The sequence below is a fragment of the Nonomuraea cavernae genome, assembly GCF_014646355.1.
GTDB lineage: Bacteria > Actinomycetota > Actinomycetes > Streptosporangiales > Streptosporangiaceae > Nonomuraea > Nonomuraea cavernae.
Genome location: NZ_BMNH01000001.1, coordinates 624,753 through 644,085 on the forward strand (window position 1 = coordinate 624,753; position 19,333 = coordinate 644,085).

At 70.9% G+C, this 19,333-nt stretch carries 17 protein-coding genes; 7 read left to right on the forward strand and 10 right to left on the reverse strand.

The genetic code is table 11. The features are described 5' to 3' along the window. Positions 1-2: 2 nt before the first annotated feature. The 3 genes from IEY82_RS02870 to IEY82_RS02880 all read right to left on the reverse strand — a co-directional run bounded on the left by IEY82_RS02870 (position 3) and on the right by IEY82_RS02880 (position 3,702). A complete protein-coding gene (locus IEY82_RS02870; protein ID WP_189122322.1) occupies positions 3-1,259 on the reverse strand; it encodes an ATP-binding protein in 1,257 nt (418 codons plus the stop codon). Positions 1,260-1,517: 258 nt separating this feature from the next. Then, positions 1,518-2,951 (reverse strand): MFS transporter, encoded by a 1,434-nt coding sequence (locus IEY82_RS02875; RefSeq protein WP_189122323.1) that lies wholly within the window; start codon positions 2,949-2,951, stop codon positions 1,518-1,520. Between the two features lie 37 nt (positions 2,952-2,988). Further along, the gene (locus IEY82_RS02880) at positions 2,989-3,702 is read right to left on the reverse strand and encodes a class I SAM-dependent methyltransferase (RefSeq protein WP_225262066.1); all 714 of its coding nucleotides are present in this window, start codon (positions 3,700-3,702) and stop codon (positions 2,989-2,991) included. 128 nt (positions 3,703-3,830) lie between these two features. Between IEY82_RS02880 and IEY82_RS02885 the strand changes: the two genes are divergently transcribed. Beyond that, a complete protein-coding gene (locus IEY82_RS02885) occupies positions 3,831-5,198 on the forward strand; it encodes an LCP family glycopolymer transferase (RefSeq protein ID WP_225262068.1) in 1,368 nt (455 codons plus the stop codon). 6 nt (positions 5,199-5,204) lie between these two features. Here IEY82_RS02885 and IEY82_RS02890 read toward each other — a convergent pair whose 3' ends face one another. Continuing rightward, positions 5,205-5,684 (reverse strand): tetratricopeptide repeat protein, encoded by a 480-nt coding sequence (locus tag IEY82_RS02890; protein ID WP_189122324.1) that lies wholly within the window; start codon positions 5,682-5,684, stop codon positions 5,205-5,207. Between the two features lie 67 nt (positions 5,685-5,751). Between IEY82_RS02890 and IEY82_RS02895 the strand changes: the two genes are divergently transcribed. Beyond that, positions 5,752-6,681, forward strand: coding sequence for an ATP-binding protein (locus tag IEY82_RS02895; protein ID WP_189122585.1), 930 nt, complete (start codon positions 5,752-5,754; stop codon positions 6,679-6,681). Between the two features lie 86 nt (positions 6,682-6,767). Continuing rightward, a complete protein-coding gene (locus tag IEY82_RS02900; protein ID WP_189122325.1) occupies positions 6,768-7,154 on the forward strand; it encodes an SCO5389 family protein in 387 nt (128 codons plus the stop codon). 79 nt (positions 7,155-7,233) lie between these two features. Here the strand turns inward: IEY82_RS02900 and IEY82_RS02905 are convergent, their stop codons facing one another. From IEY82_RS02905 to IEY82_RS02915, 3 genes are all read right to left on the reverse strand, one after another. Beyond that, the gene (locus IEY82_RS02905; protein WP_189122326.1) at positions 7,234-8,226 is read right to left on the reverse strand and encodes an LLM class flavin-dependent oxidoreductase; all 993 of its coding nucleotides are present in this window, start codon (positions 8,224-8,226) and stop codon (positions 7,234-7,236) included. Positions 8,227-8,229: 3 nt separating this feature from the next. After that, complete coding sequence (gene rnhB / locus IEY82_RS02910; RefSeq protein WP_189122327.1) at positions 8,230-8,901, reverse strand: ribonuclease HII; 672 nt, start codon at positions 8,899-8,901, stop codon at positions 8,230-8,232. 72 nt (positions 8,902-8,973) lie between these two features. After that, entirely contained in the window at positions 8,974-9,912 is a 939-nt protein-coding gene (locus IEY82_RS02915) for a LysR family transcriptional regulator (RefSeq protein ID WP_189122328.1), read from the reverse strand. A gap of 79 nt (positions 9,913-9,991) precedes the next feature. On the opposite strand from IEY82_RS02915, the gene IEY82_RS02920 reads away from it, so the two are divergent. The 3 genes from IEY82_RS02920 to IEY82_RS02930 all read left to right on the forward strand — a co-directional run bounded on the left by IEY82_RS02920 (position 9,992) and on the right by IEY82_RS02930 (position 15,528). After that, positions 9,992-11,278 (forward strand): pyridoxal phosphate-dependent aminotransferase, encoded by a 1,287-nt coding sequence (locus tag IEY82_RS02920; protein WP_189122586.1) that lies wholly within the window; start codon positions 9,992-9,994, stop codon positions 11,276-11,278. Positions 11,279-11,419: 141 nt separating this feature from the next. Beyond that, positions 11,420-12,064, forward strand: a complete 645-nt coding sequence (locus IEY82_RS02925) for a GNAT family N-acetyltransferase (RefSeq protein ID WP_189122329.1) — start codon at positions 11,420-11,422, stop codon at positions 12,062-12,064. Between the two features lie 500 nt (positions 12,065-12,564). Further along, a complete protein-coding gene (locus IEY82_RS02930) occupies positions 12,565-15,528 on the forward strand; it encodes an AfsR/SARP family transcriptional regulator (protein WP_189122330.1) in 2,964 nt (987 codons plus the stop codon). Positions 15,529-15,883: 355 nt separating this feature from the next. Here the strand turns inward: IEY82_RS02930 and IEY82_RS02935 are convergent, their stop codons facing one another. After that, a complete protein-coding gene (locus IEY82_RS02935) occupies positions 15,884-17,281 on the reverse strand; it encodes a DUF7059 domain-containing protein (RefSeq protein WP_189122331.1) in 1,398 nt (465 codons plus the stop codon). 154 nt (positions 17,282-17,435) lie between these two features. On the opposite strand from IEY82_RS02935, the gene IEY82_RS02940 reads away from it, so the two are divergent. Continuing rightward, positions 17,436-17,738, forward strand: coding sequence for a hypothetical protein (locus tag IEY82_RS02940; protein ID WP_189122332.1), 303 nt, complete (start codon positions 17,436-17,438; stop codon positions 17,736-17,738). On the opposite strand, the gene IEY82_RS02945 is transcribed toward IEY82_RS02940, so the two are convergent. Further along, positions 17,713-18,687 carry an NAD(P)-dependent oxidoreductase gene (locus IEY82_RS02945; RefSeq protein ID WP_189122333.1) on the reverse strand — a complete coding sequence of 325 codons (975 nt, stop codon included), beginning with the start codon at positions 18,685-18,687 and terminating at the stop codon, positions 17,713-17,715. The two genes, IEY82_RS02940 and IEY82_RS02945, sit on opposite strands and share 26 nt — an antisense overlap. A 34-nt stretch (positions 18,688-18,721) precedes the next feature. After that, complete coding sequence (locus IEY82_RS02950) at positions 18,722-19,321, reverse strand: TetR/AcrR family transcriptional regulator (RefSeq protein WP_189122334.1); 600 nt, start codon at positions 19,319-19,321, stop codon at positions 18,722-18,724. Between the last annotated feature and the right edge of the window lie 12 nt (positions 19,322-19,333).

Below are 19,333 nucleotides of genomic sequence, written 5' to 3' on the forward strand. Positions count from 1 at the left end.
CGTCACGCCTCCAGCCGCCACAACGCCGCCAGAGGGAGCGCCTTCAGTCGTTCGCCAAACGAAAGCGACTGCTCCCCGGCATAAAGGACAAACCCAGCCATAAAACGACTCCCCAGCCGACTCTCCAGATGCCGGAGCCCTCGGAAGTCATCCCCTCGCACCGTCTCCGCCGCCTTGACCTCAACGCCGACCACATCGCCCGAAGCATGCTCCAGCACGGCGTCCACCTCGATCTGGTCGCGGTCGCGATAGTGAAAAAGCTGGACCGGCTCCTCGGCCCACGTGAGCTGACGGGCGATCTCGCCGACGGCGAAGTTCTCCAGCAACGGGCCCACAGGCGCGGTCGGATCCGCCAGGCGTTCCGGCGTCATGCCGATCAGTCTGCCGCCGATCCCGGAGTCGACGACGAGCAGTCTGGGGGTGGCGATCGCCCTCGTGGTGAGGTTGGACGACCAGGCCGGGATCCGCTTGACGAGGAACACCAGCTCCAGCAGGTCCAGGTAGCGCAACAGTGTCGTACGCGGCATAGCGACGTCTCGGGCCAGCGACTGGACCACGGCCAGGTTTCCCATCCGCGCCGCGATCACGCTGAGCAGCCTGCGCATCTCGGCAGGACGTTCGATGTCAGTCACCTGCCGGACGTCACGGGTGATCAGATCCGAGATGTACGAGTCGAAGAATCGGGCGCGACGGCGACCCGCATCACGGCGGACGGCCTCCGGATAGCCTCCGCGCAAGGCCCTGCAGACGTAGTCGCGCTTACGCAACGAGCTGGGCTCGATCTCGACCGCGTGCCCCCGGCGAAAGACGGCGTCCACGAAACCGTCGGGCTGCGCGTCGATCTCCCCCTGAGACAGCGGCCACAGCTCGATCGTCTCCGCCCGTCCCGGCAGGGCATCGGGCAGATCGCGCAGGTCGAGAAGCCGCGCCGATCCGGTGAGCAGAAAACGCCCCGGGCGGGGATCACGATCGACTTCGCGCTTGATCGGCAACAACAGTTCGGGGGCCCGCTGCACCTCGTCGATCAACAGCAGGTCGTCGTGCCGGACGAACCCGACCGGGTCCTCCTGTGCCGCCGCACGCACCGCTGGATCGTCCAGATAGAGCTCCTTGGCACCGGGCATGCCGTCCAGAATCCTCTTGGCAAGGGTGCTCTTGCCGACCTGCCGAGCGCCGTTGACCACCACCACACGGGTATCCGCCAGAGCTTCGAGGGCCATGGCCTCGGCCTTTCGAGGATACATATTCCGGTCGATCATGCTTTAGACATTACACCAGCTCACAGGCGGTGTGTGGTCAGTCTGCCGGACCTCCTGTGGTCATTCTGCCGGAGGTCGCGTGGTCATTCTGCCGTACAGGCGGCGGGCAACCTGCCGGAGAGCACGGGCCAAGGCAAGCCATCTTCCGCCGCCATCGTGAGCACTAAGTCGGATCAATCTAAGTAAGAAGGAGTCTTACTTAGATGCGGTCTTACGTTCGAGTCGGTCAGCAGGCCGGTGCAGCAACCGTTGAGCACGCTAGGCGGGCCGTTCGGCCGTGGAGAGGGGGGCGGCGATCTCCTCCAGGCCCTTGCGTTCGGCCCTGACGCCGAGGAAGAGCTCGACCAGCCCGGCCGCGATCATGAGCAGGGCGCCGATCGAGAACGCCAGCGCCGTGTCGGCGGGCACGCCGGTCGAGACCAGTTCGGAGAAGATCAGCGGCCCGGCGATGCCGCCCGCCGCGGTGCCGATCGCGAAGAAGAACGCGATGGCCATCGCCCGCGTCTCCATCGGGAAGATCTCGCTGACGGTCAGATAGGCGGAGCTGGCCCCGGCCGAGGCGACGAAGAGCACCGCGCACCAGCAGGCGGTCAGCGTGACGGCGGTGAGCATGCCCTGGCTGAACAGCCAGGCCGTGCCGAGCAGCAGCACCCCTGAGCCGATGTAGGTGGCCGAGATCATCGGCACCCTGCCGACCGTGTCGAACAGCGGCCCGAGCAGCAGCGGGCCGAGGAAGTTGCCGACGGCGATGACCGCGAAGTAGTAGCCGGTGTAGGTGTCGATGTTGAAGAACGTCGACAGGATCTGCGCGTAGCCGAAGGTGATCGCGTTGTAGAGGAACGCCTGCCCGATGAAGAGCGACAGGCCGAGGATCGTGCGCTTGGGGTAGAGCGCGACCATCGTGTGCGCGATGCGGATGAAGCCGATCGACTTGCGCTGGTGGATGGTCATCGAGGCGCGCGGCTCCGGCAGGTCGCCGTCGATCTGCTTCTCGATGCCGCTGACGATCTCCTCGGCCTCGTCGTCCCGCCCGTGGATGAACAGCCAGCGCGGACTCTCCGGCACGTGCCGCCGGACGAGCAGGATGGCCAGGCCCAGCACCACGCCCAGGCCGAAGGCGACGCGCCAGCCGATGTTGATCGGCAGGTCGTTCAGCAGCGGGACGGTCAGCAGCGCGCCGCCCGCCGCGCCGAGCCAGTAGCTGCCGTTGATCAGGATGTCGATCCGGCCGCGGTGCCGGCTGGGGATCAACTCGTCGATGGCCGAGTTGATGGCCGCGTACTCGCCGCCGATGCCGAACCCGGTGAGGAACCTGAACAGGAGGAACCACCACACGCTGAACGACAGCGCGGTCATCAGCGTCGCGACGAGGTAGACGACGAGCGTGATGATGAACAGCTTCTTGCGGCCGAACCTGTCGGTCAGCCAGCCGAAGAACAGCGCCCCCGAGCACGCTCCGGCGACGTAGAGCGCCGCGGCCATGCCCGCGACCTGCGCCTGCGTGATGTCCAGGCCGCTGCCCGGCTTCGCGAGCTGGGCCGACAGGTTGCCGACGATGGTGACTTCGAGCCCGTCGAGGATCCAGACGGTGCCGAGCCCGACGACGATCATCCAGTGCCAGCGTGACCACGGTAGCCGGTCCAGCCGCGCCGGCACCTTCGTGGTGACGGTGCCGGTCTCCACGTCGCTCATGGGAGCAACCCGATACCCGGAGCGCGGCGGGCAAACGTCAGGCGGGCTTACGAGCCTCCAGCATCCAGGTCCTGAACCAGGGGCCGCCGTACCAGTAGCGCCGGCCGAGATCCCGTCTGCGCACGTCGACCACGCCGAGCGCGCGCAGCGTGTCCTCGTACGCGGGCGTGTGCTGGAAGTCGGCGATCAGCATCAGGCCGCCCGGCCGCAGCACGCGGTGCGCCTCCCGCACGGCCCGTTCGCGCCCCTCGGCGTCGGGGATGTTGTGCAGGGCCAGGGCCGACACCACCACGTCGAACGACTCGTCCGCGAAGACCAGCTCGCGCATGTCGCCGGTGAACAGCTCGACCGAGACGCCCTCGGCCTCGGCGTTGGCCTTGGTGACGCTCTCGTCGTTGCCCGACTGGTCGGCCGATCGCCACAGGTCGACGCCGGTGGCCCGGCCCTCGGGCAGCCGTTCGGCGGCGAGCGTCAGCACCGCGCCGCGCCCGCAGCCGAGGTCGAGCAGCCGCTCGTCGCCCCGGAGCCGGTCGAGCTCGGCCGCCCACACGAGGAACTTGCCGCGCCGCGTCGTGTAGAGGTAGCTCGCCGCGCTGGCCGCCGTGTAGAGCGCGCCCAGCAGGAACGCCACCCCGGCGGCCGGAACGTCGAAGACGAACGAGGCGACGCTCAGCGCGAGCAGCATGACGGCGCCGAAGACCAGACCTGCCAGTGCCCAGGGCGCGTCGAATCCGTAGCTTCCTCGTCTCACGTTCACGTTATATCTCAATCATCGCTTGGCCGGGAATTGGCGGGACACTTCCCTTTCGTCACCCATATCCACCGGAACCCGTGCCTAGCCTGACTGTGATCCGCGTGAATTCGGGGAGTTGACCAGGCATGACAGGCAGGGAACACAATTTCGGCCCCCTCGCCGGCATCGCGCTGACCGTGGGCTCGGCCCTCCTGTGGGGCGTGGCCCATCTGGCCACGGAGCGCCGCCGGACCGGTCTCGCGCTCATGGCGGCGTACGTGCTGGTGCTGGCGGTCACGATCACCGCCGTCACCGGGTTCGGGCCAAAGCTGCTGTCGCTGGCCGTGCAACCGGTCTGGCTCACCGTCCTCACGATCACGCTGGCCCTCATCGCGCTCGCCTGGTCCGTGGTGATCATCTGGTCGTTCGTCCTCGTACGCCCTCCGCGCGGTGACACCGTGGGCCGCGTGCTGAGCACGGTGGTGGCCGGCGCCCTCTGCGCGCTCATCCTGGCGCCGGCCGCCTACGCCGCCCGGCTCGCCTACCTGTCGCGCGAGGTGGTCACCACCCTGTTCGCGGGCAACAGCGCCTCCCCGATCCTGGCGCAGGACCCGTGGAACGGCGCCCAGCGGATCAACTTCCTGCTCATCGGCGCCGACGCCGCCCCGAACCGGCCCGGAGTCCGTACGGACAGCATGACCGTGGCGAGCGTGGACACCGCGACCGGCGCCACCACCCTGTTCGGCCTGCCGCGCAACCTGGAGGAGGTGCGGATGCCGGAGGGCCCCGCCAGGCACCGCTTCCCCTACGGTTTCACCGGCGAGGGCCCCAACACGCCCGGCCTGCTCAACGAGGTCTTCCAGTACGCCGAGGACCACCCGGAGATGGTGCCGGGCGTACGGAAGGGGCATCGCGGCCCGAACCTTCTCAAGCGCACGATCAGCGACATCCTCGGCATCCCGGTGGACTACTACGCGATGGTCGACATGCACGGCTTCGCGGAGATCATCGACGCGATGGGCGGCGTCAAGGTCACCATCAAGGAGCCCATCGTGTACGGCAAGTACCGCGAGGGACTGCTGGCCGCCGGCACCCGCAGGCTGTCCGGCGAGGAGGCGCTCTGGTACGGCCGTTCGCGCACCGACAGTGACGACTACGTGCGCATGGGGCGGCAGAAGTGCCTGCTCAACGCCGTGGCCAAGCAGGCCGACCCGATCACCGTGCTCAACAGCTTCGAGGAGTTGGCCTCGGCCACCAAGCGGGCCATCGCCACCGACCTTCCGCAGGCCCTGCTGCCGCCGCTGATCGAGCTGGCGGCCGAGGTGAAGGACACGCGGATCAGGAGCGTGAGCTTCGTGCCGCCGCTGATCAGCACGGCCGACCCCGACTGGCGCCTGATCAGGAACACGGTCACCGAGGCGCTCGCCAGGCGGGCCGGCCACCAGCCGGGCGCGCAGACCCGCCAGAACAGGGGCCCCTCCTCCCCCATCGCCCTCGACGCGACCTGCGCCTGAGGCCGCTCAGACCGTCTCGTCCAGGTGGTCGGCGTAGTATTCGACGGCCCGCCGGTAGCCGCCGACCTGCTCGGTGCCGGCCAGCAGCTTGAGCAGCGTGCCGACAGCCTCGCGGGCCTGGCCCGAGTTGTAGAGGGCCATGGCGCGGAACACCCGCAGCGCCGGGTCGTCCGGAAACTCCGCCAGGCCCCGGTCGAAGACCTCCAGCGCCTCGCCATAGCGCCCGAGCACCCGCAGCGTGCTGCCGAACCCGGTGAAGGCGCCGAGCCGGTGTTCGGCGGCCAGCCCCTCTCCGGCCAGGGCGCGCTGGTAGAACGGCACGGCCTCGGCCTCCAGACCGAGCGCGTCGTGCACCCACGCCGTCTGGTAGGCCACCTCGGGGTCGTCCGGACGCCGCCGGGACAGCTCCAGCAGCAGCTCGCGGGCCGCCTCGTGGTCGCCCTCCTCGCGCAGTCGTACGGCCTGCGCCAATTCTCCGTCCGCCATGTGGCCAGTGTGGCATGATGGGCCACCGACAGAATGACAACCGTTTTCATAATCATGGAGCGTGGACGTGAGGGTGGCGTTCGTCGGCAAGGGCGGCAGCGGCAAGACCACGATGTCGGCGCTGTTCACCAGATACGTGACGAGCCAGGGCGCGCCGGTGGTCGCCATCGACGCCGACATCAACCAGCATCTCGCCCTGGTGCTCGGCGTCGACCCGCCGCCCGAGCCGCTGGGCGCGCACCTGACCGAGATCAAGGACCACCTGCGCGGCGACAACCCACGCATCCCGTCGGCTGACGCCATGGTCAAGACCACCCCGCCCGGCCGCGGCTCGCGGCTGCTCTCCTTCGACGACCTGGCGGGCGGCGAGTTCGCGGTCACCACGCCCGAGGGCGCCCGGCTCATGGCCACCGGCCCGTTCGCCGAGGAGGACCTGGGGGTGGCCTGCTACCACTCCAAGGTGGGCGCGGTGGAGTTGCTGCTCAACCATCTCGTCGACGGCCCCGGCGAGTACGTCGTGGTCGACATGACCGCGGGGGCCGACTCCTTCGCCTCCGGCCTGTTCACCCGCTTCGACCTGACCTTCCTGGTCGCCGAGCCCACCCGGCAGGGAGTGAGCGTCTACCGGCAGTATCACGACTACGCCGCCGACTTCGAGGTGCGGCTCGCGGTGGTCGGCAACAAGGTGCACGGCCCGTCCGACGTCGAGTTCCTGCGCTCCCAGGTGGGCGACGACCTGCTGACCTGGATGGAGCACTCCGCCGGGGTGCGGGCCATGGAGCAGGGCCGGCCGTTCGCGCTCGACGACCTGGAGCCCGCCAACACCGACGCGCTGGCCATGCTGCTCAAGCAGGTGGACGCCCAGGAGAAGGACTGGCTCAGGTTCGGCCACCAGACCGAGGAGTTCCACCTGCGCAACGCCCGCGCGTGGGCCAACGCCAGGGCCGGGTTCGACCTCGCCGACCAGATCGACTCCGAGTTCGTCTACGGCCCCTGACCACACGACTGTCCCCCTCCGGCCATCTGGAGCGTTACGCCGACCCCACATAGCGTCAGGTTGATCCCCTTTTGAGAGGAGACAGCATGTCGCTGACCGTTCCGAACGATCTGCTCGACCAGGCGAGAGCCGGTGAGATCGACGACGCGGCGTTCGTCGCCTGCGTCCGCGACTCCCTGCCCTACGCGTGGTCGGTGATCAGCGAGCTGGTCCAGCAACGCGATCAGTCCGGCGCCGAGTTCGCCGACAACCACGTCCCGCCACCGTCGGAGGAGGCTCGCGGCCAGCTCCTGCGCTGCCTGGCCAGTGACGCGATGCGCGGCGCCCTGGAAAACCACTTCGGGGTACGGCTGGCCTTCCAGAACTGCCATCGGGTCGCGGTCTTCGACCCGGCGGCGACCAAGGCCCTGCGCGAGTTCGTCACCCCGAGGGCCCAGATCCTCAACCAGAAGCCGGAGCTGGTCGACTGCTGACCAGGGGTGCGGGCGGGACCCGGTTCAGCACCCGCACCGCTGATCGGTGGTGCGGATGGCGAGCCCGGTCCTGCCCGGTTCACCGCCGTTCGCGCAGCACCTCGGGCAGCACCTCGGCGCCCAGCCGGCGGATGTTCGCCAGGGTGCGCCGGTGGTCGCCGAGCCCTTCGACCATGAGGACGAGGTGTTCGATCCCGGTCGCCTCGGCGGTGCGCAGGATCGTCCGCACGCACCGATCCGCCGACCCGACCGGATGGACCCGGGTCAGGAAGTCCACATATTCACCGACATCGCGGGGTGCCCTGGCCCGGCCGTCCACCGTCACGTAACCCGCCAGTCCGGGCTCCAGCCAGCGCGGCATCGCCTCCTTCAGCTCCCGCACGGCCTCCCGGGTGGAGTCGGCCACGTGCCCGACCACCGCCGCCACGTGCCCGGTCTCGCGCTCTCCCCGGCGGGCCTCGTACGCGGCCACGGCGGCGGCCTTCTCCTGGTCATCGATGTGCATACCCAGCAGCATCGGCAGTCCGCGGTCGGCGGCCAACTCCAGGGTCGACGCCGACGTGCACGCCACGACCGGCCGCATCCGGGCCGAGGGCACCATCGGCACCTCGCGGAACCGGAAGAACTCCCCGTCCGCCGACACCCGGTCCCCCGCCAGGGCCCGCACCAGCACGTCCAGCGACTCCCCGAAACCCCGCTCGAACCGCTCCAGACCGGTGCCGAACACCTCCAGGTCCACCCACGGCCCGCCCCTGCCCACGCCCAGCGCGAACCTGCCGCCCGACAGGTGGCGCAGCATGGCCGCCTCCTCGGCCAGCGCCACCGGGTGCCGCGTGGACAGCACGCTCACCGCCGTGCCCAGGCCGATGCGCGTCGTCCGGCCGATCGCCACGGCGGCCAGCGTGGTCGCCGACGGGCAGACGCCGTAGCTCATGAAGTGGTGCTCGGCGATCCACGCGTCGTGGAACCCGGCCTCCTCGGCCGCCACGACGAGCTCGACGGCGTCGGCCAGCACCCGCTCGGGCCGCTGCCCGGGAAACTGCGCCACGACGAGGAAGATCCCGATGCGCATGACTCAGCCGAACAGGCTGACCTGGCCCTCGCTCACCGCCGGATCGCGGTGGCGCTTGAGATGCCGCCAGCGCGGCAGGTCGTCGAGGTAGGACCAGGACATCCGGTGGTGCTCGGTGGGCCCGAGCCGGGCCAGCGCCTCCTGGTGCGCCGGCGACGGGTAGCCGGCGTTGTCCGCGAAGCCGTAGTCGGGGCAGCCGATCGTCGCCATGTAGGCGTCGCGGCGCACCTTGGCCAGCACCGACGCGGCCGCCACCGAGATGCTCGCGGCGTCTCCCCTGACCTCCAGGCGGACCGGCCAGGGCGCGCCGATGTAGTCGTGGCCACCGTCGAGGATCACTGCGCCGGGCCGGACGGGCAGCGCGTCGAGCGCCCGGCGGGCGGCCCGGCGCAGGGCCGCGGTCATGCCCAGCGCGTCGATCTCCGCGTGCGTGGACTCGCCGTAGCCGATGCCGGCGGCCCACGCCTCGATCTCGACGGCGAGCGTCTCGCGGCGGGCTGCCGTCAACTGCTTGGAGTCGGTCAGGCCGGCCGGCGGGGGCGACAGGTCGGTGACGACCGCGCAGACCGTCACCGGGCCCGCCCAGGCGCCGCGGCCCACCTCGTCGACGCCCGCCACCAGACGGGCACTGGACCGGGACAGCAGGAGGTGCTCGATGTCGTAGGACGGCGCCATAGCCGCAGACGCTACCGGATTCGTCCGCAGTGCTCCGGGCTTCAGCCTGAGGGTGAAGCGGACCCTTGTGCGTCAACGCTCCGCGAGACGTACCGGATCCAGATCGGCGGCGATGAGGCGGGCGGCCACGTGGATGGCCCGCAGGGTCACCGACACCGAGGGGCGGTGCACGCTGGAGGCGCGGGCGACGGCGTGCACCTCGCGGCCCACCGGGTCGCCCGGGAACTGCCGCACGGCCAGGCCGCGCACCCCGGCCCCGAGCGCCAGCGCGGGCACGGCGGCGATGCCGATGCCCTTGGCCACCAGCGACAGGATCGTGCCCAGGCCCTCGAACTCCCAGGGCGTCGGCTTGGTGCCGCCCACGTCCACGAACAGCCGGTCGACCGCCAGCCGGGACGGCTCTCCGTCGGGCGTGGCCATCCACGGCTCGTCGCGCAGCTCCCGCAGGTCGAGCGGCACCTCGGGGTCGGCCAGCCGGTGCTTGCGCGGCACCACCAGCACGAGCGGGTCGCGCAGCAACGGGAACACCCGCACGCTCTCGTTGCCGCGGCCGGCCCGGCCGTACCAGTCGTCCACGAGCGCGATGTCGACCTCGCCCGACTGCACCTCGCGCAATCCGCGCCCGGACCTGCTCTGGCGCATCCGCAACGTCAGCTGGGTGTGGCGGCGCAGTGAGCGGGCGAGCGCGGGCGCGAAGGCGACGGCGGCCGTGGCGAAGGCGGTCAGCACCACCCGGCCGCTGGGGGTGCCCGCGTGCGCCGAGAGGTCCGACTCGGCCTCCTCGACCATGGACAGGATGCGCTCGGCGTGCACCACGAGGCGGCGGCCCGCGTCGGTGAGCTCGGCGCTGCGCGCGGTCCGGTCGATGAGCGCGGTGCCGGTCTCGCGTTCGAGGGCCACGAGTTGCTGGGACACGGCGGAGGGGCTGTAGCCGAGCGACTCGGCCGTGGCGGCGATGCTGCCGCGACGTGCGAACTCGCAGATCAACGCCAACCGTCGCAATTCGAGCATCGGACTTCCTTATGCCTACCCACAACAAGGGTCGCTTGTGCTGATGCCTTCATCAAACCACCCTGGGAACGTGACAAACATGACGGTGACGCTGTCCGCCACGCTGGCGGCGAACGAGGAGATCGACCGACGCCGGCGCGCCGGGGAGCAGGTCCTGCATCTGGCCTTCGGTGAGGCAGGACTTCCCGTCCACCCGGCGCTGCGCGAAAGGCTGGTCGCCGCCTCCGGCCGCAACGGCTACGGCCCCGTCGCGGGCGCCACCGACCTCCGCTCCGCGGCCGCGGGCTACTGGACCCGCCGAGGGCTGCCCACCGACCCCGAGCTCGTGGTCTGCGGGCCCGGCAGCAAGTCCCTCCTGTACGGTCTGCTCCTGGCGATCGGCGGCGACATCGTGCTGCCGATGCCCAGCTGGGTCAGCTACGCCGCGCAGGCCGACCTCATCGGCGCCCACCCGATCCTGGTCCCCGCGCCCGCGGGTGAGGGCGGCGTGCCCGACCCCGACCTGGTGACCTCGTCGGTGCTCCACGCGCGGGCCCAGGGCCGGACCGTCAGCTCGCTGCTCGTGACGCTGCCCGACAACCCGACCGGACGGCTCGCGACCCCCGAGACCGTCGGCCGCCTGGTGCGGGTCGCCCGCGAGCTCGACCTGATCATCATCTCGGACGAGATCTACCGCGACCTGCTGCACGACCCCGACCTGCCCTACGCCTCGCCGGCCGAGCTGGCGCCCGAGCGCACGGTCATCACCACCGGCCTGAGCAAGAGCCTGGCCCTGGGCGGCTGGCGCATCGGGGTGGCCCGGCTGCCCGACGGCGCGTACGAGCTGCGCAGGAGCCTGCTCGCGGTCGCCAGCGAGATCTGGTCGGCCCCGGCCGCTCCGGTGCAGGAGGCCGCCACCTACGCCTTCACCGACCCGCCCGAGCTGCTCGGCCGCATCGCGCAGAGCCGCCGACTGCACGGCGCGGTGGCGCGGGCGGTGCACGAGAGGTTCGCCGAGATCGGCGCCTCGGCACCGGCTCCGCAGGGCGGCTTCTACCTCTACCCCGACCTGGGCCACCTGCGCCTGGGCGGCTCGGCCGACGTCGCCCGGACACTGCTCGACGAGCACGGCATCGGCGTGCTGCCCGGGCAGGCGTTCGGCGACGACCCGGCCGCCGCGCGGGTGCGGGTCGCGGTCAGCCTCCTCTACGGCGAGACGACGGCCCAGCGCCTGGCCGCCCTGCACAGCCCCGACCCGCTCCGGTTGCCGTGGATCGCGGCCAGTCTCGACCACCTTTCGACCGGTCTGAAAGGGCTGTCCGCGGTCCGCCGCACAGCCCCCCGTGAACGGCGTCCGGCGCTCGTGCCGACCGCGTGTCACGGCTAGCCGAAATCTTTCCCGGCGGGCCGCTCCCGGACCTCGAAATCATGAGCCTGACCTGGGCGAACACCCACCTCTCCGGACGACGCGAAAGTTGCCCGGCGGCGCCTGGTCACACCATGCCCGAGCAGCCCTCATCATGTGCTCATGCCCGCTCTTGTCACCTTGTCCGGGCGCCTCGTGCGCCTGGAACCTCTCAGCCACGCGGCGGTCGACGAGCTCGTCGCCGCGGCGAGTGAAGACCGCTCCGCGTATGCCTTCACTCGGGTCCCGGATGGCCGGGACGAGATGGTCTCCTACGTGGAGGCCGCCCTGGCTGAGCAGGCGGAGGGCCGCACGATGCCCTTCGCCATCCGGTGGCTGAACACCGACCGCGTGGTCGGTGCCACCCGTCTCATGCACCTGGAGTACTGGCAGGGTCCCCTGCCCTGGCCTCCTGGTACGCGGGGCGCGGTGGGCGAGGTCCCGTCCGTGGCCGACATCGGTTACACCTGGCTGGGCGCGTCCGCCCAGGGCACGGGTGTCAACCGGGAGAGCAAGTTCCTGCTGCTCTCGCACGCCTTCGAGACGTGGAACGTCCACCGCATCACCCTGAAGGCTGACGTCCGCAACAGCCGATCCCGGGCCGCCATCGACGCCCTCGGCGCACACTTCGACGGGGTGCGACGAGCGGATAGCCGGGGCGCCGACGACACGGTCCGAGATACGGCGTACTACTCGATTCTTCACTCCGAATGGCCCACGGTCCGAGAACGGCTGTCACTCCGGCTCGGCCTGGTCCCGGCCGCGTAGGAACCGGGCCGCGTAGGAACCGGGCCGCTTAGGAACCGGGCCGCTTAGGAACCGGGCCGCTTAGGAACCGGGCCGCATAGGAAAAAACGTCCACCGAAGGCCCCGCCCGCATACCCAGGGCGGGGCCTGCTCTTCCGGGCCCGATATGAGAGGGGCATGACCGCCCCCGTGTCCTGGGGCCATGCCTTTTGTTGACCCCAGCTTGCGACCGAACGGTCAACAGACAATCAACGGCAGATAAACGCCCGGATCGGCGGGTCAGGGCTCGTTCAGCCGCACCACGCCGGAGGTGCCCTCACTGAGATGGTCCTCGGGGTTGAGGAGCGCGCACACGTCTAGGGACAGGCAGTCGTCGCGCGTGGGAGTGCGTGCGACGGGCGTAGGGTTCGCGAGAAGTCCTCCGGTCTGCAGCGGCCCGATCACCTACGCGGTGCCTGTCTGTTCCGTGAGGATGGATCTATGCTTTGGTAACAAATCGTTCCATTGCCTTGGAGTACGGCATGGCTGGTCAGGACATCGAAGGCGGACTGCGCTTCGCCGTGCTCGGTCCTGTGCGCGCGTGGCGTGATGACCAGGAGCTCGACCTGGGCACCCCGTTGCAGCGTTCCATTCTCGGCATGCTGCTGATGCGCGAGGGCCGCGCGGTCACCCCCTCGGAGATGATCGACGCCGTCTGGGGCGAGGAGGCCCCGCCGAGGGCCCTGGGCGCGCTCCGCACCTACGTCTCCAGGCTGCGCACCGTGCTCGAACCCGACCGCCCCGCCCGCTCCCGGCCCGAGCTGCTGACCTCCGTCGGCCGGGGCTACGCGCTGCGGCTGCCCGACGGGTCGCTCGACCTGACCCGCTTCGAACGCCGTGTCGCCGAGGCCGAGGCGTCCCGCAAGTCCGGCCGGCTCACCGACGCCGCCAGGGCGCTGCGCGCCGCGGTCAGCCTGTTCGAGGGCGAGCCGCTGGCCGGGGCCGTCGGCCCCTACGCCGAGCACCAGCGCGACCGGCTGGCCGAGCGCCGGATCAACGTGATCGAGACGCTCATGGACGTCGACCTGGAGCTGGGCGATCACGCGTCGGTCGTGTCGGAGCTGATCGCGCTGACCGCCGAGCACCCCTTGCGCGAACGGCTGCGCGCCCAGCTCATGCTCGCCTACTACCGGTGCGGCCGGCAGGGCGACGCGCTCAACGTCTTCACCGAGACGCGCGTGGCGCTGATCGACGAGCTGGGCATCGAGCCCGGCACCGAGCTGACCCAGCTCCACCACCGCATCCTGGCCGCCGACCCGACCTTGGCCCTGGCCGAGCACCACGAGCAGCCCGAAGAGGAGGAGCCGGCGCCGGAGCTGCCCAGGCCGGCGCAGCTCCCCGCCGCCGTGAACGACTTCACCGGGCGCAGGGAGATCGTCGGGCGGCTGCGCACGCTGCTGTCGGCGCAGGCGTCCAGCGAGGGCGTGCCGGTGGCCGCGATCTGCGGCATAGGCGGCGTGGGCAAGACCACGCTGGCCGTGCACGTGGCCCACGCCACCGCTGACCTGTTCCCCGATGGCCAGCTCTACGTCGACCTGCGCGGCAACACCGGCGAGGCCACCGCGCCCGAGTCGGCCCTGGGGGCGTTCCTGCGCGCCCTCGGCATCCCCGCCGACGTCATCCCCGAGAGGCCGGCCGAGCGGTCGGCGCTGTACCGGTCGATCCTGGCCGACCGGCGCATCCTCGTGCTGCTCGACAACGCCCGCGACGCCGAGCAGGTAAGCCCGCTGCTGCCCGGCTCGCCCGGCTGCGCGGCGATCGTCACCAGCCGGGTCAAGCTGGCCGACCTGCCGTCGGCGCGGCTGATCGACCTCGACGTGATGGAGCCGGACGAGGCGCTGTCGCTGTTCGCCGCGGTGGCCGGGCCCGAGCGGGTGGCGGCCGAGCACGGCGCGGCCATGGACGTGGTGGCCGCCTGCGGGTTCCTGCCGCTGGCCGTACGGATCGTGGCGGCCAGGCTGGCCGCGCGGCCCTCGTGGACGGTCGCCTCCCTGGTGTCCAGGCTGACCGACGAGCAGCGCCGCCTCGACGAGCTGCGGGTGGGCAATCTGGCCGTCGAGGCCACCTTCGCCCTCGGCTACGGCCAGCTCGAAGCCGCCCAGGCCCGCGCGTTCCGGCTGCTGTCGCTGCCCAGCGGGCCCGACATCTCGCTGGGCGCGGCGGCGGCGGTGCTGTCGATGACCCCGCTGGAGACCGAGGACCTGCTGGAGTCGCTGGTCGACGCCAGCCTGCTGGAGGCGCCCGCGCCGGGTCGCTACCGCTTCCACGACCTGATCAGGCTGTTCGCCCGGCGGATTCTGGACAAGACCGAGCGGCCGCAGGCCCGGACGATGGCGCTGCGCCGGTTGCTCGGCTTCTACCTGGCCTCGGCCCAGTCGGCGCACCGGCTGGCGTACGAGGGAAGCATGATCGCCGACAATCTGGTGGTGGTCGGCAGCGGGCGTGAGTTCGGCACGGTCCAGGAAGCCGTCGCGTGGCTGATCGCCGAGGGCGATTCGCTGTTCGCCGCGATCAACCAGGCCGCCGGCTCATCCCGTACGTCCGAGCAGTTGTTGCCCGCCGGCGACCTGCTGGTGGCGATGGAGCCGCTGCTGGAGGCGGGCACGCACACCCGTGAGTTCGGCCACGGCACCCGCGCCGTGCTGGCCTCCGCGCAGCGCATCGACGACCAGGGCAGCGAGCTGCGCGCCCGCTACGTCCTCGGCAGGGTGCTGTTCGCGGGCAACCGGCTGGCCGAGGCCGAGGCGCAGTTCAGGATCGTGCACGAGCTGTCGGTGGCCCGCGAGGAGAAGGTCGTCACCGGCGAGGTGATGAACGCGCTGGCCGTCGTCGTCGGCCGGCAGCGCCGGCACACCGAGGCGTTGTCGTGGTTCGAGTCGGCCACGGGGTTCTACCGGGCGAACGGCGTGCCCGCCGGGGAGGCCCTCGTGCTCAGCTACTCCGCCCGCGACCACCTCGGCCTGGGGCGGTCCGAGGACGCGATCGCCGCCGCCGAGAAGGGGCTGGCCATCTTCACCGAGATCGGCAGCGGAGCCGGCACCGCCCGTGCCCGCTATCACCTCGGCATCGTGCTGTCGCGGGTCGGCCGCCTCACCGAGGCGGTCCACCACCACGCCGAGTGCCTGGCCTTCTTCCGGGCCAGCAAGCAGCGGGTGTGGGAGCAACGGGTCTGTTCGCGCCTCGCGGAGACGTTCATCGCCGCCGAGCGCCACACCGACGCCGTACGGCACGCCGAGGAGGCGTTGGTCGTGTCCCGGGAGATCGGTCATCCGTACGGCGAGGCGCTCTCGCTGACGGTGCTGGGCGAGGCGCTCAAGGGGCTCGGCGACACCGGGCGGAGCACCGACTGTCTACGGCAGGCCTTCAAGATCTTCACCAGGCTCGGCGCCCCCGAGGCCGGGGACCTCAAGGTCCTCCTCGACGGCGCTCAGGTCGTCGAGTCCTGAGTACAGCTCGTCGTCCAGACGTGTCATCCACACATGGTTGATCAAGGCTGTCCTTTGGAAGTCACGAAGCCCCCGTGACCGGTGGTTCCCGAGGATGTTCGGCCCGGCCGGCCGTCCTGACCGGCACGCGTCGCTAGGGGGCCCGGTTGTCCGGATGCTCCGCGTGCCGGCTAGCCGCCTCACAAGAGACGGCCGACCGGACCAGACACGGACCTCGAACCCCCCGGGTCCGTGTCGTGGTCAGAGCATCTCCCTGGCGGGTCAACGTCCGATCAACAGCCGATTGCCGCGCGTGTCAGAGCGCATCAGGGCGCATCAGGGCGCATCAGGAAGCGGAACGGCGCGTCACGGCGCGTCAGAGCAGGAAGTAGCCCTCGGCGATCAGCGGACGGATGGCGTCGGCGTGCGGCATCTCGCCGTTTCCGACCAGCTCGGCTATCACGTTGAGCAGCGGGCCCAGCGCCAGCTCGCCGTCGCACACGCCGGCCAGCGCGGCCTCCACCGTGCCGACCTCCCTCATCCGGCGCAGGCCCGTGGTCTGGCGTAGCACGATCCGCATCGGGTCCTCGGCGCCCGGCAGGCCGATCCGCTCGTCGAGCAGCCCGTCTGCCGTGCGCAGCAACGCGGACGGCAGGTCCGTGGCGCGGTGCGCGGACGCGATGGCGTCGAGCACGTCGTCGACGTAGTCGCCCACCGGGAGGGTGACCTGGTGGGTGAGCTGCTCGACGCGGACCACCGGATCGAGCGTGCCGGAGTTGCGCAGCGTGATCCAGCCGAAGCCGACGCCCTCGACCTTGCGCTCCTCGAACCACGACAGCCAGCGGTCGTAGTGCTCGATGTAGCCGGGGGTGCCCTGCTCGGCGGCGTCTCGGAGCCACAGCTCGACGTATTCGGCCGGGTCCTGCACGTCGCGCTGCACCACCCAGGCGTCACAGCCGGTGTCGGACAGCCAGCCGCCGACGCGCTCGCGCCAGTCCTCGGCCTCGACGTGCAGCCAGTTGGCCAGGAAGTGGGCCTGACCGCCGGGGTTGAGGTGGCGGGGCGTCCATCGTACGAGATCGCGGCAGAAGGCGTCGCCCTCGCGGCCGGTTTCGCGATAGGTCAGCTCCCCGCCGGGGGAGACGACGAACGGAGGGTTGGAGACGACCAGGTCGAACAGCTCGTCCTCGACCGGATCGAACATCGACCCCACCCGCGCGTCGACGCCCGAGACGCCGGACAGGGCCCAGCTCAGCCGGGCCAGCTCAACGGCCCGGGGATTGACGTCAGTGGCCACGATCTCGCCCGCCCGCCCCGCCAGGCCGAGCACCTGCACGCCGCAGCCGGTGCCGAGGTCGAGCGCCCGGCCGACCGGCCGGCGGCTGACCAGCTGGGCCAGGTTGGCCGAGGCGCCGCCCGCGCCCACGACATGGTCGGCGCGCAGGGCCGGGTCACCGGGCCGCACCTTGCGGTCGGAGACCAGGTAGCCACCCGTCTCCCAGGGCTGCAGGTGCACCTCGGCCCTGACCCGTTCACCCTCGCCGACGACCAGGCCCGACTCCAGCACCGCCGGCGGCAGGTGCCGGGCGGGAACGGGAACGCCGAGCCACCAGAGCCGGATCATCGTGGCCAGCGGATCGCCGTCGGCCGTGGCGCGCAGGGCCGGGACGAGCTCCTCGCGGGCCAGGGCGGAGGCCGCCATCCGGCCCAGCCGGTCGCGGACGCCGTCGATCGTGTAGCCGGTCTCCAGTAGGTGGTCGCGCAGTCGTTCCACGGGTCCATCCTTTCACCGCAGAGCGCCACACTTGATCCAATACTTACAGTGTTCATACTGTTACCGAAATACCCAAGTGTTCTGCAAGCGCCGGACAAGCGGGGCGCGATATCTCTAGGGAAGCCCACCCCCGTTCGCAAGAGGAGCGGAACCCATGCTCATCCCGTGCCTGGCCTGCGAGTCCCGATTCGTGCCGGACGAGTATTTCCGCGCCTGTTCCGACTACAACCGCGGCCTGGACCTGGTGTCGTGGACCTGCCCCCGCTGCGGCAACCGTGACGACCTCCGCGTGCTGCCCGGCGAGCTCGGCTTCGGCTATCCCTACCGCGGGCGGTTCGCCGTGTATGTCAGGCTGCGCGTGCCGGGGCTCAGCCGGAAGCGGGGTGACCTGCGGCTCGACATCTCGCTCGACGCGGGCCGCTGGCGGGTGCCTACGCGGATCCGGCAATGCGTGTGACCGGGCCGCAGGCGTACGCGGGCCGCTCGCCGCGCAGCAGCCGCGCGATGTCCTCCACGATCGCCTCCGCCCGCTCCTCCTGACTCTCCCCGGTCGCCTCTCCGAGGCGGGGGGTGAGCACGACGTTGGACAGCCGGGTGAGCGGATGCGTGGGGTCGAGCCACTCGCCCTCGAAGTGGTCGAGCCCGGCTCCGCCCAGTTGTCCCCAGCGCAGCGCCTCGACCAGCGCGGTCAGGTCGTGCAGCCCGCCGCGCGAGGTGTTGAGGTAGATGGCGCCGGGCCGCATCGCGGCGAACTCGACGCCGCCGAAGAAGCCCCTGGTCTCGCTGGTCATCGGCACGTGCAGCGAGACGACGTCGGCCTCGGCCAGCAGGGCGGGCAGGGTGTGGGTGGCCTCCGCGACGTAGGGGTCGCAGGCGATGACCCGCATGCCGAGACCCTCGCAGCGCCACCGCATGGCCCTGCCGACCCGGCCGAGGCCCACGACGCCGAACGTCCTGCCGCTGAGCCGCCGGCCGCGATGCCGCTGCGCCGGTGGCACCCGCCCGCGGTAGACGCGGCCCCGGCGTACCTCCCGGTCGGCTGTGACGATGTTGCGGACGACCGCGAACATGAGCGCGACCGTCAGCTCGGCGACCGCCTCGGAGTCGCGGTCGGTGGCCGACAGGACGGTCACCCCGTGTTCGGTGGCGAGCGCCAGATCGACGCCGGCCGGCCCGCCGATGGTGGCCACCACGTCGAGCGGTAGTGAGAGCACCGAGGTGCGCACCTCGTCGCCGTCGGTGATGATCACGGTCGCGCCGGTCGCGATGACCAGGTCGGCGAGTTGCTCGTCGGTGAAGCCGAGGCTCGGTCGTGCTGGAACCTCGGCAAGGTCGGCGACCTCGCCCAGGCGGGCGAGGGCACTTTCCGGCAGAGCGGGCAGCACCAGCGCCCGAGGTCGTTTCACATCCGCGACGATAACACCACAGAGTGTGGCGGGATCATTGCTCCCCGCGCTGGCGGAGGCTCTGCCATGCCGCCTCTCCCAGCCCCTTGATCTCCTCGTCGGTGGGGGTGTAGGCCCCGGCGAACCAGAGCCGGCACATCTCCTGGGCGGGGCCGAGCCACAGGACGTAGCACATCGTGGGCTGCACGGGCCGGAGCAGGCCCGCCTTCATCCGCGGCATCCACCAGTCGGACACGTGGCGGAAGAACGCGCGGCGGCCCTCGGCCACCTCGGCGCCCCCGGGCTCGTTCTTGCGCGGCGGACGTTCGCTGATCAGCAGCCTGGCCCGCTCGGGATGCTCGCGTGCCCACCGCATGTGGAAGGCGACGACCGCCTCGATGCCGTCGCGCGCGCTCTCGTGCTGGACCAGCTCGGCGAGGAAGGCGGCCTGGTAGGCGTTGAGGATCTCGGTGTAGAGCACGCCGAAGACGTGTTCTTTGCTCGCGAAGTGGTGGTAGAAGCTGCCGACGCTGACGCCGCTCTCCTCGCGAAGGCTGGCCAGCGTGGTGGCCGACACCCCGTCCTGGCTGAATCGGCGGAGCGCGCCCTCAATGATGCGGGTACGCCCGTCGCGTCCGTTCTTGACACTCTTCACGAGGTCAATGGT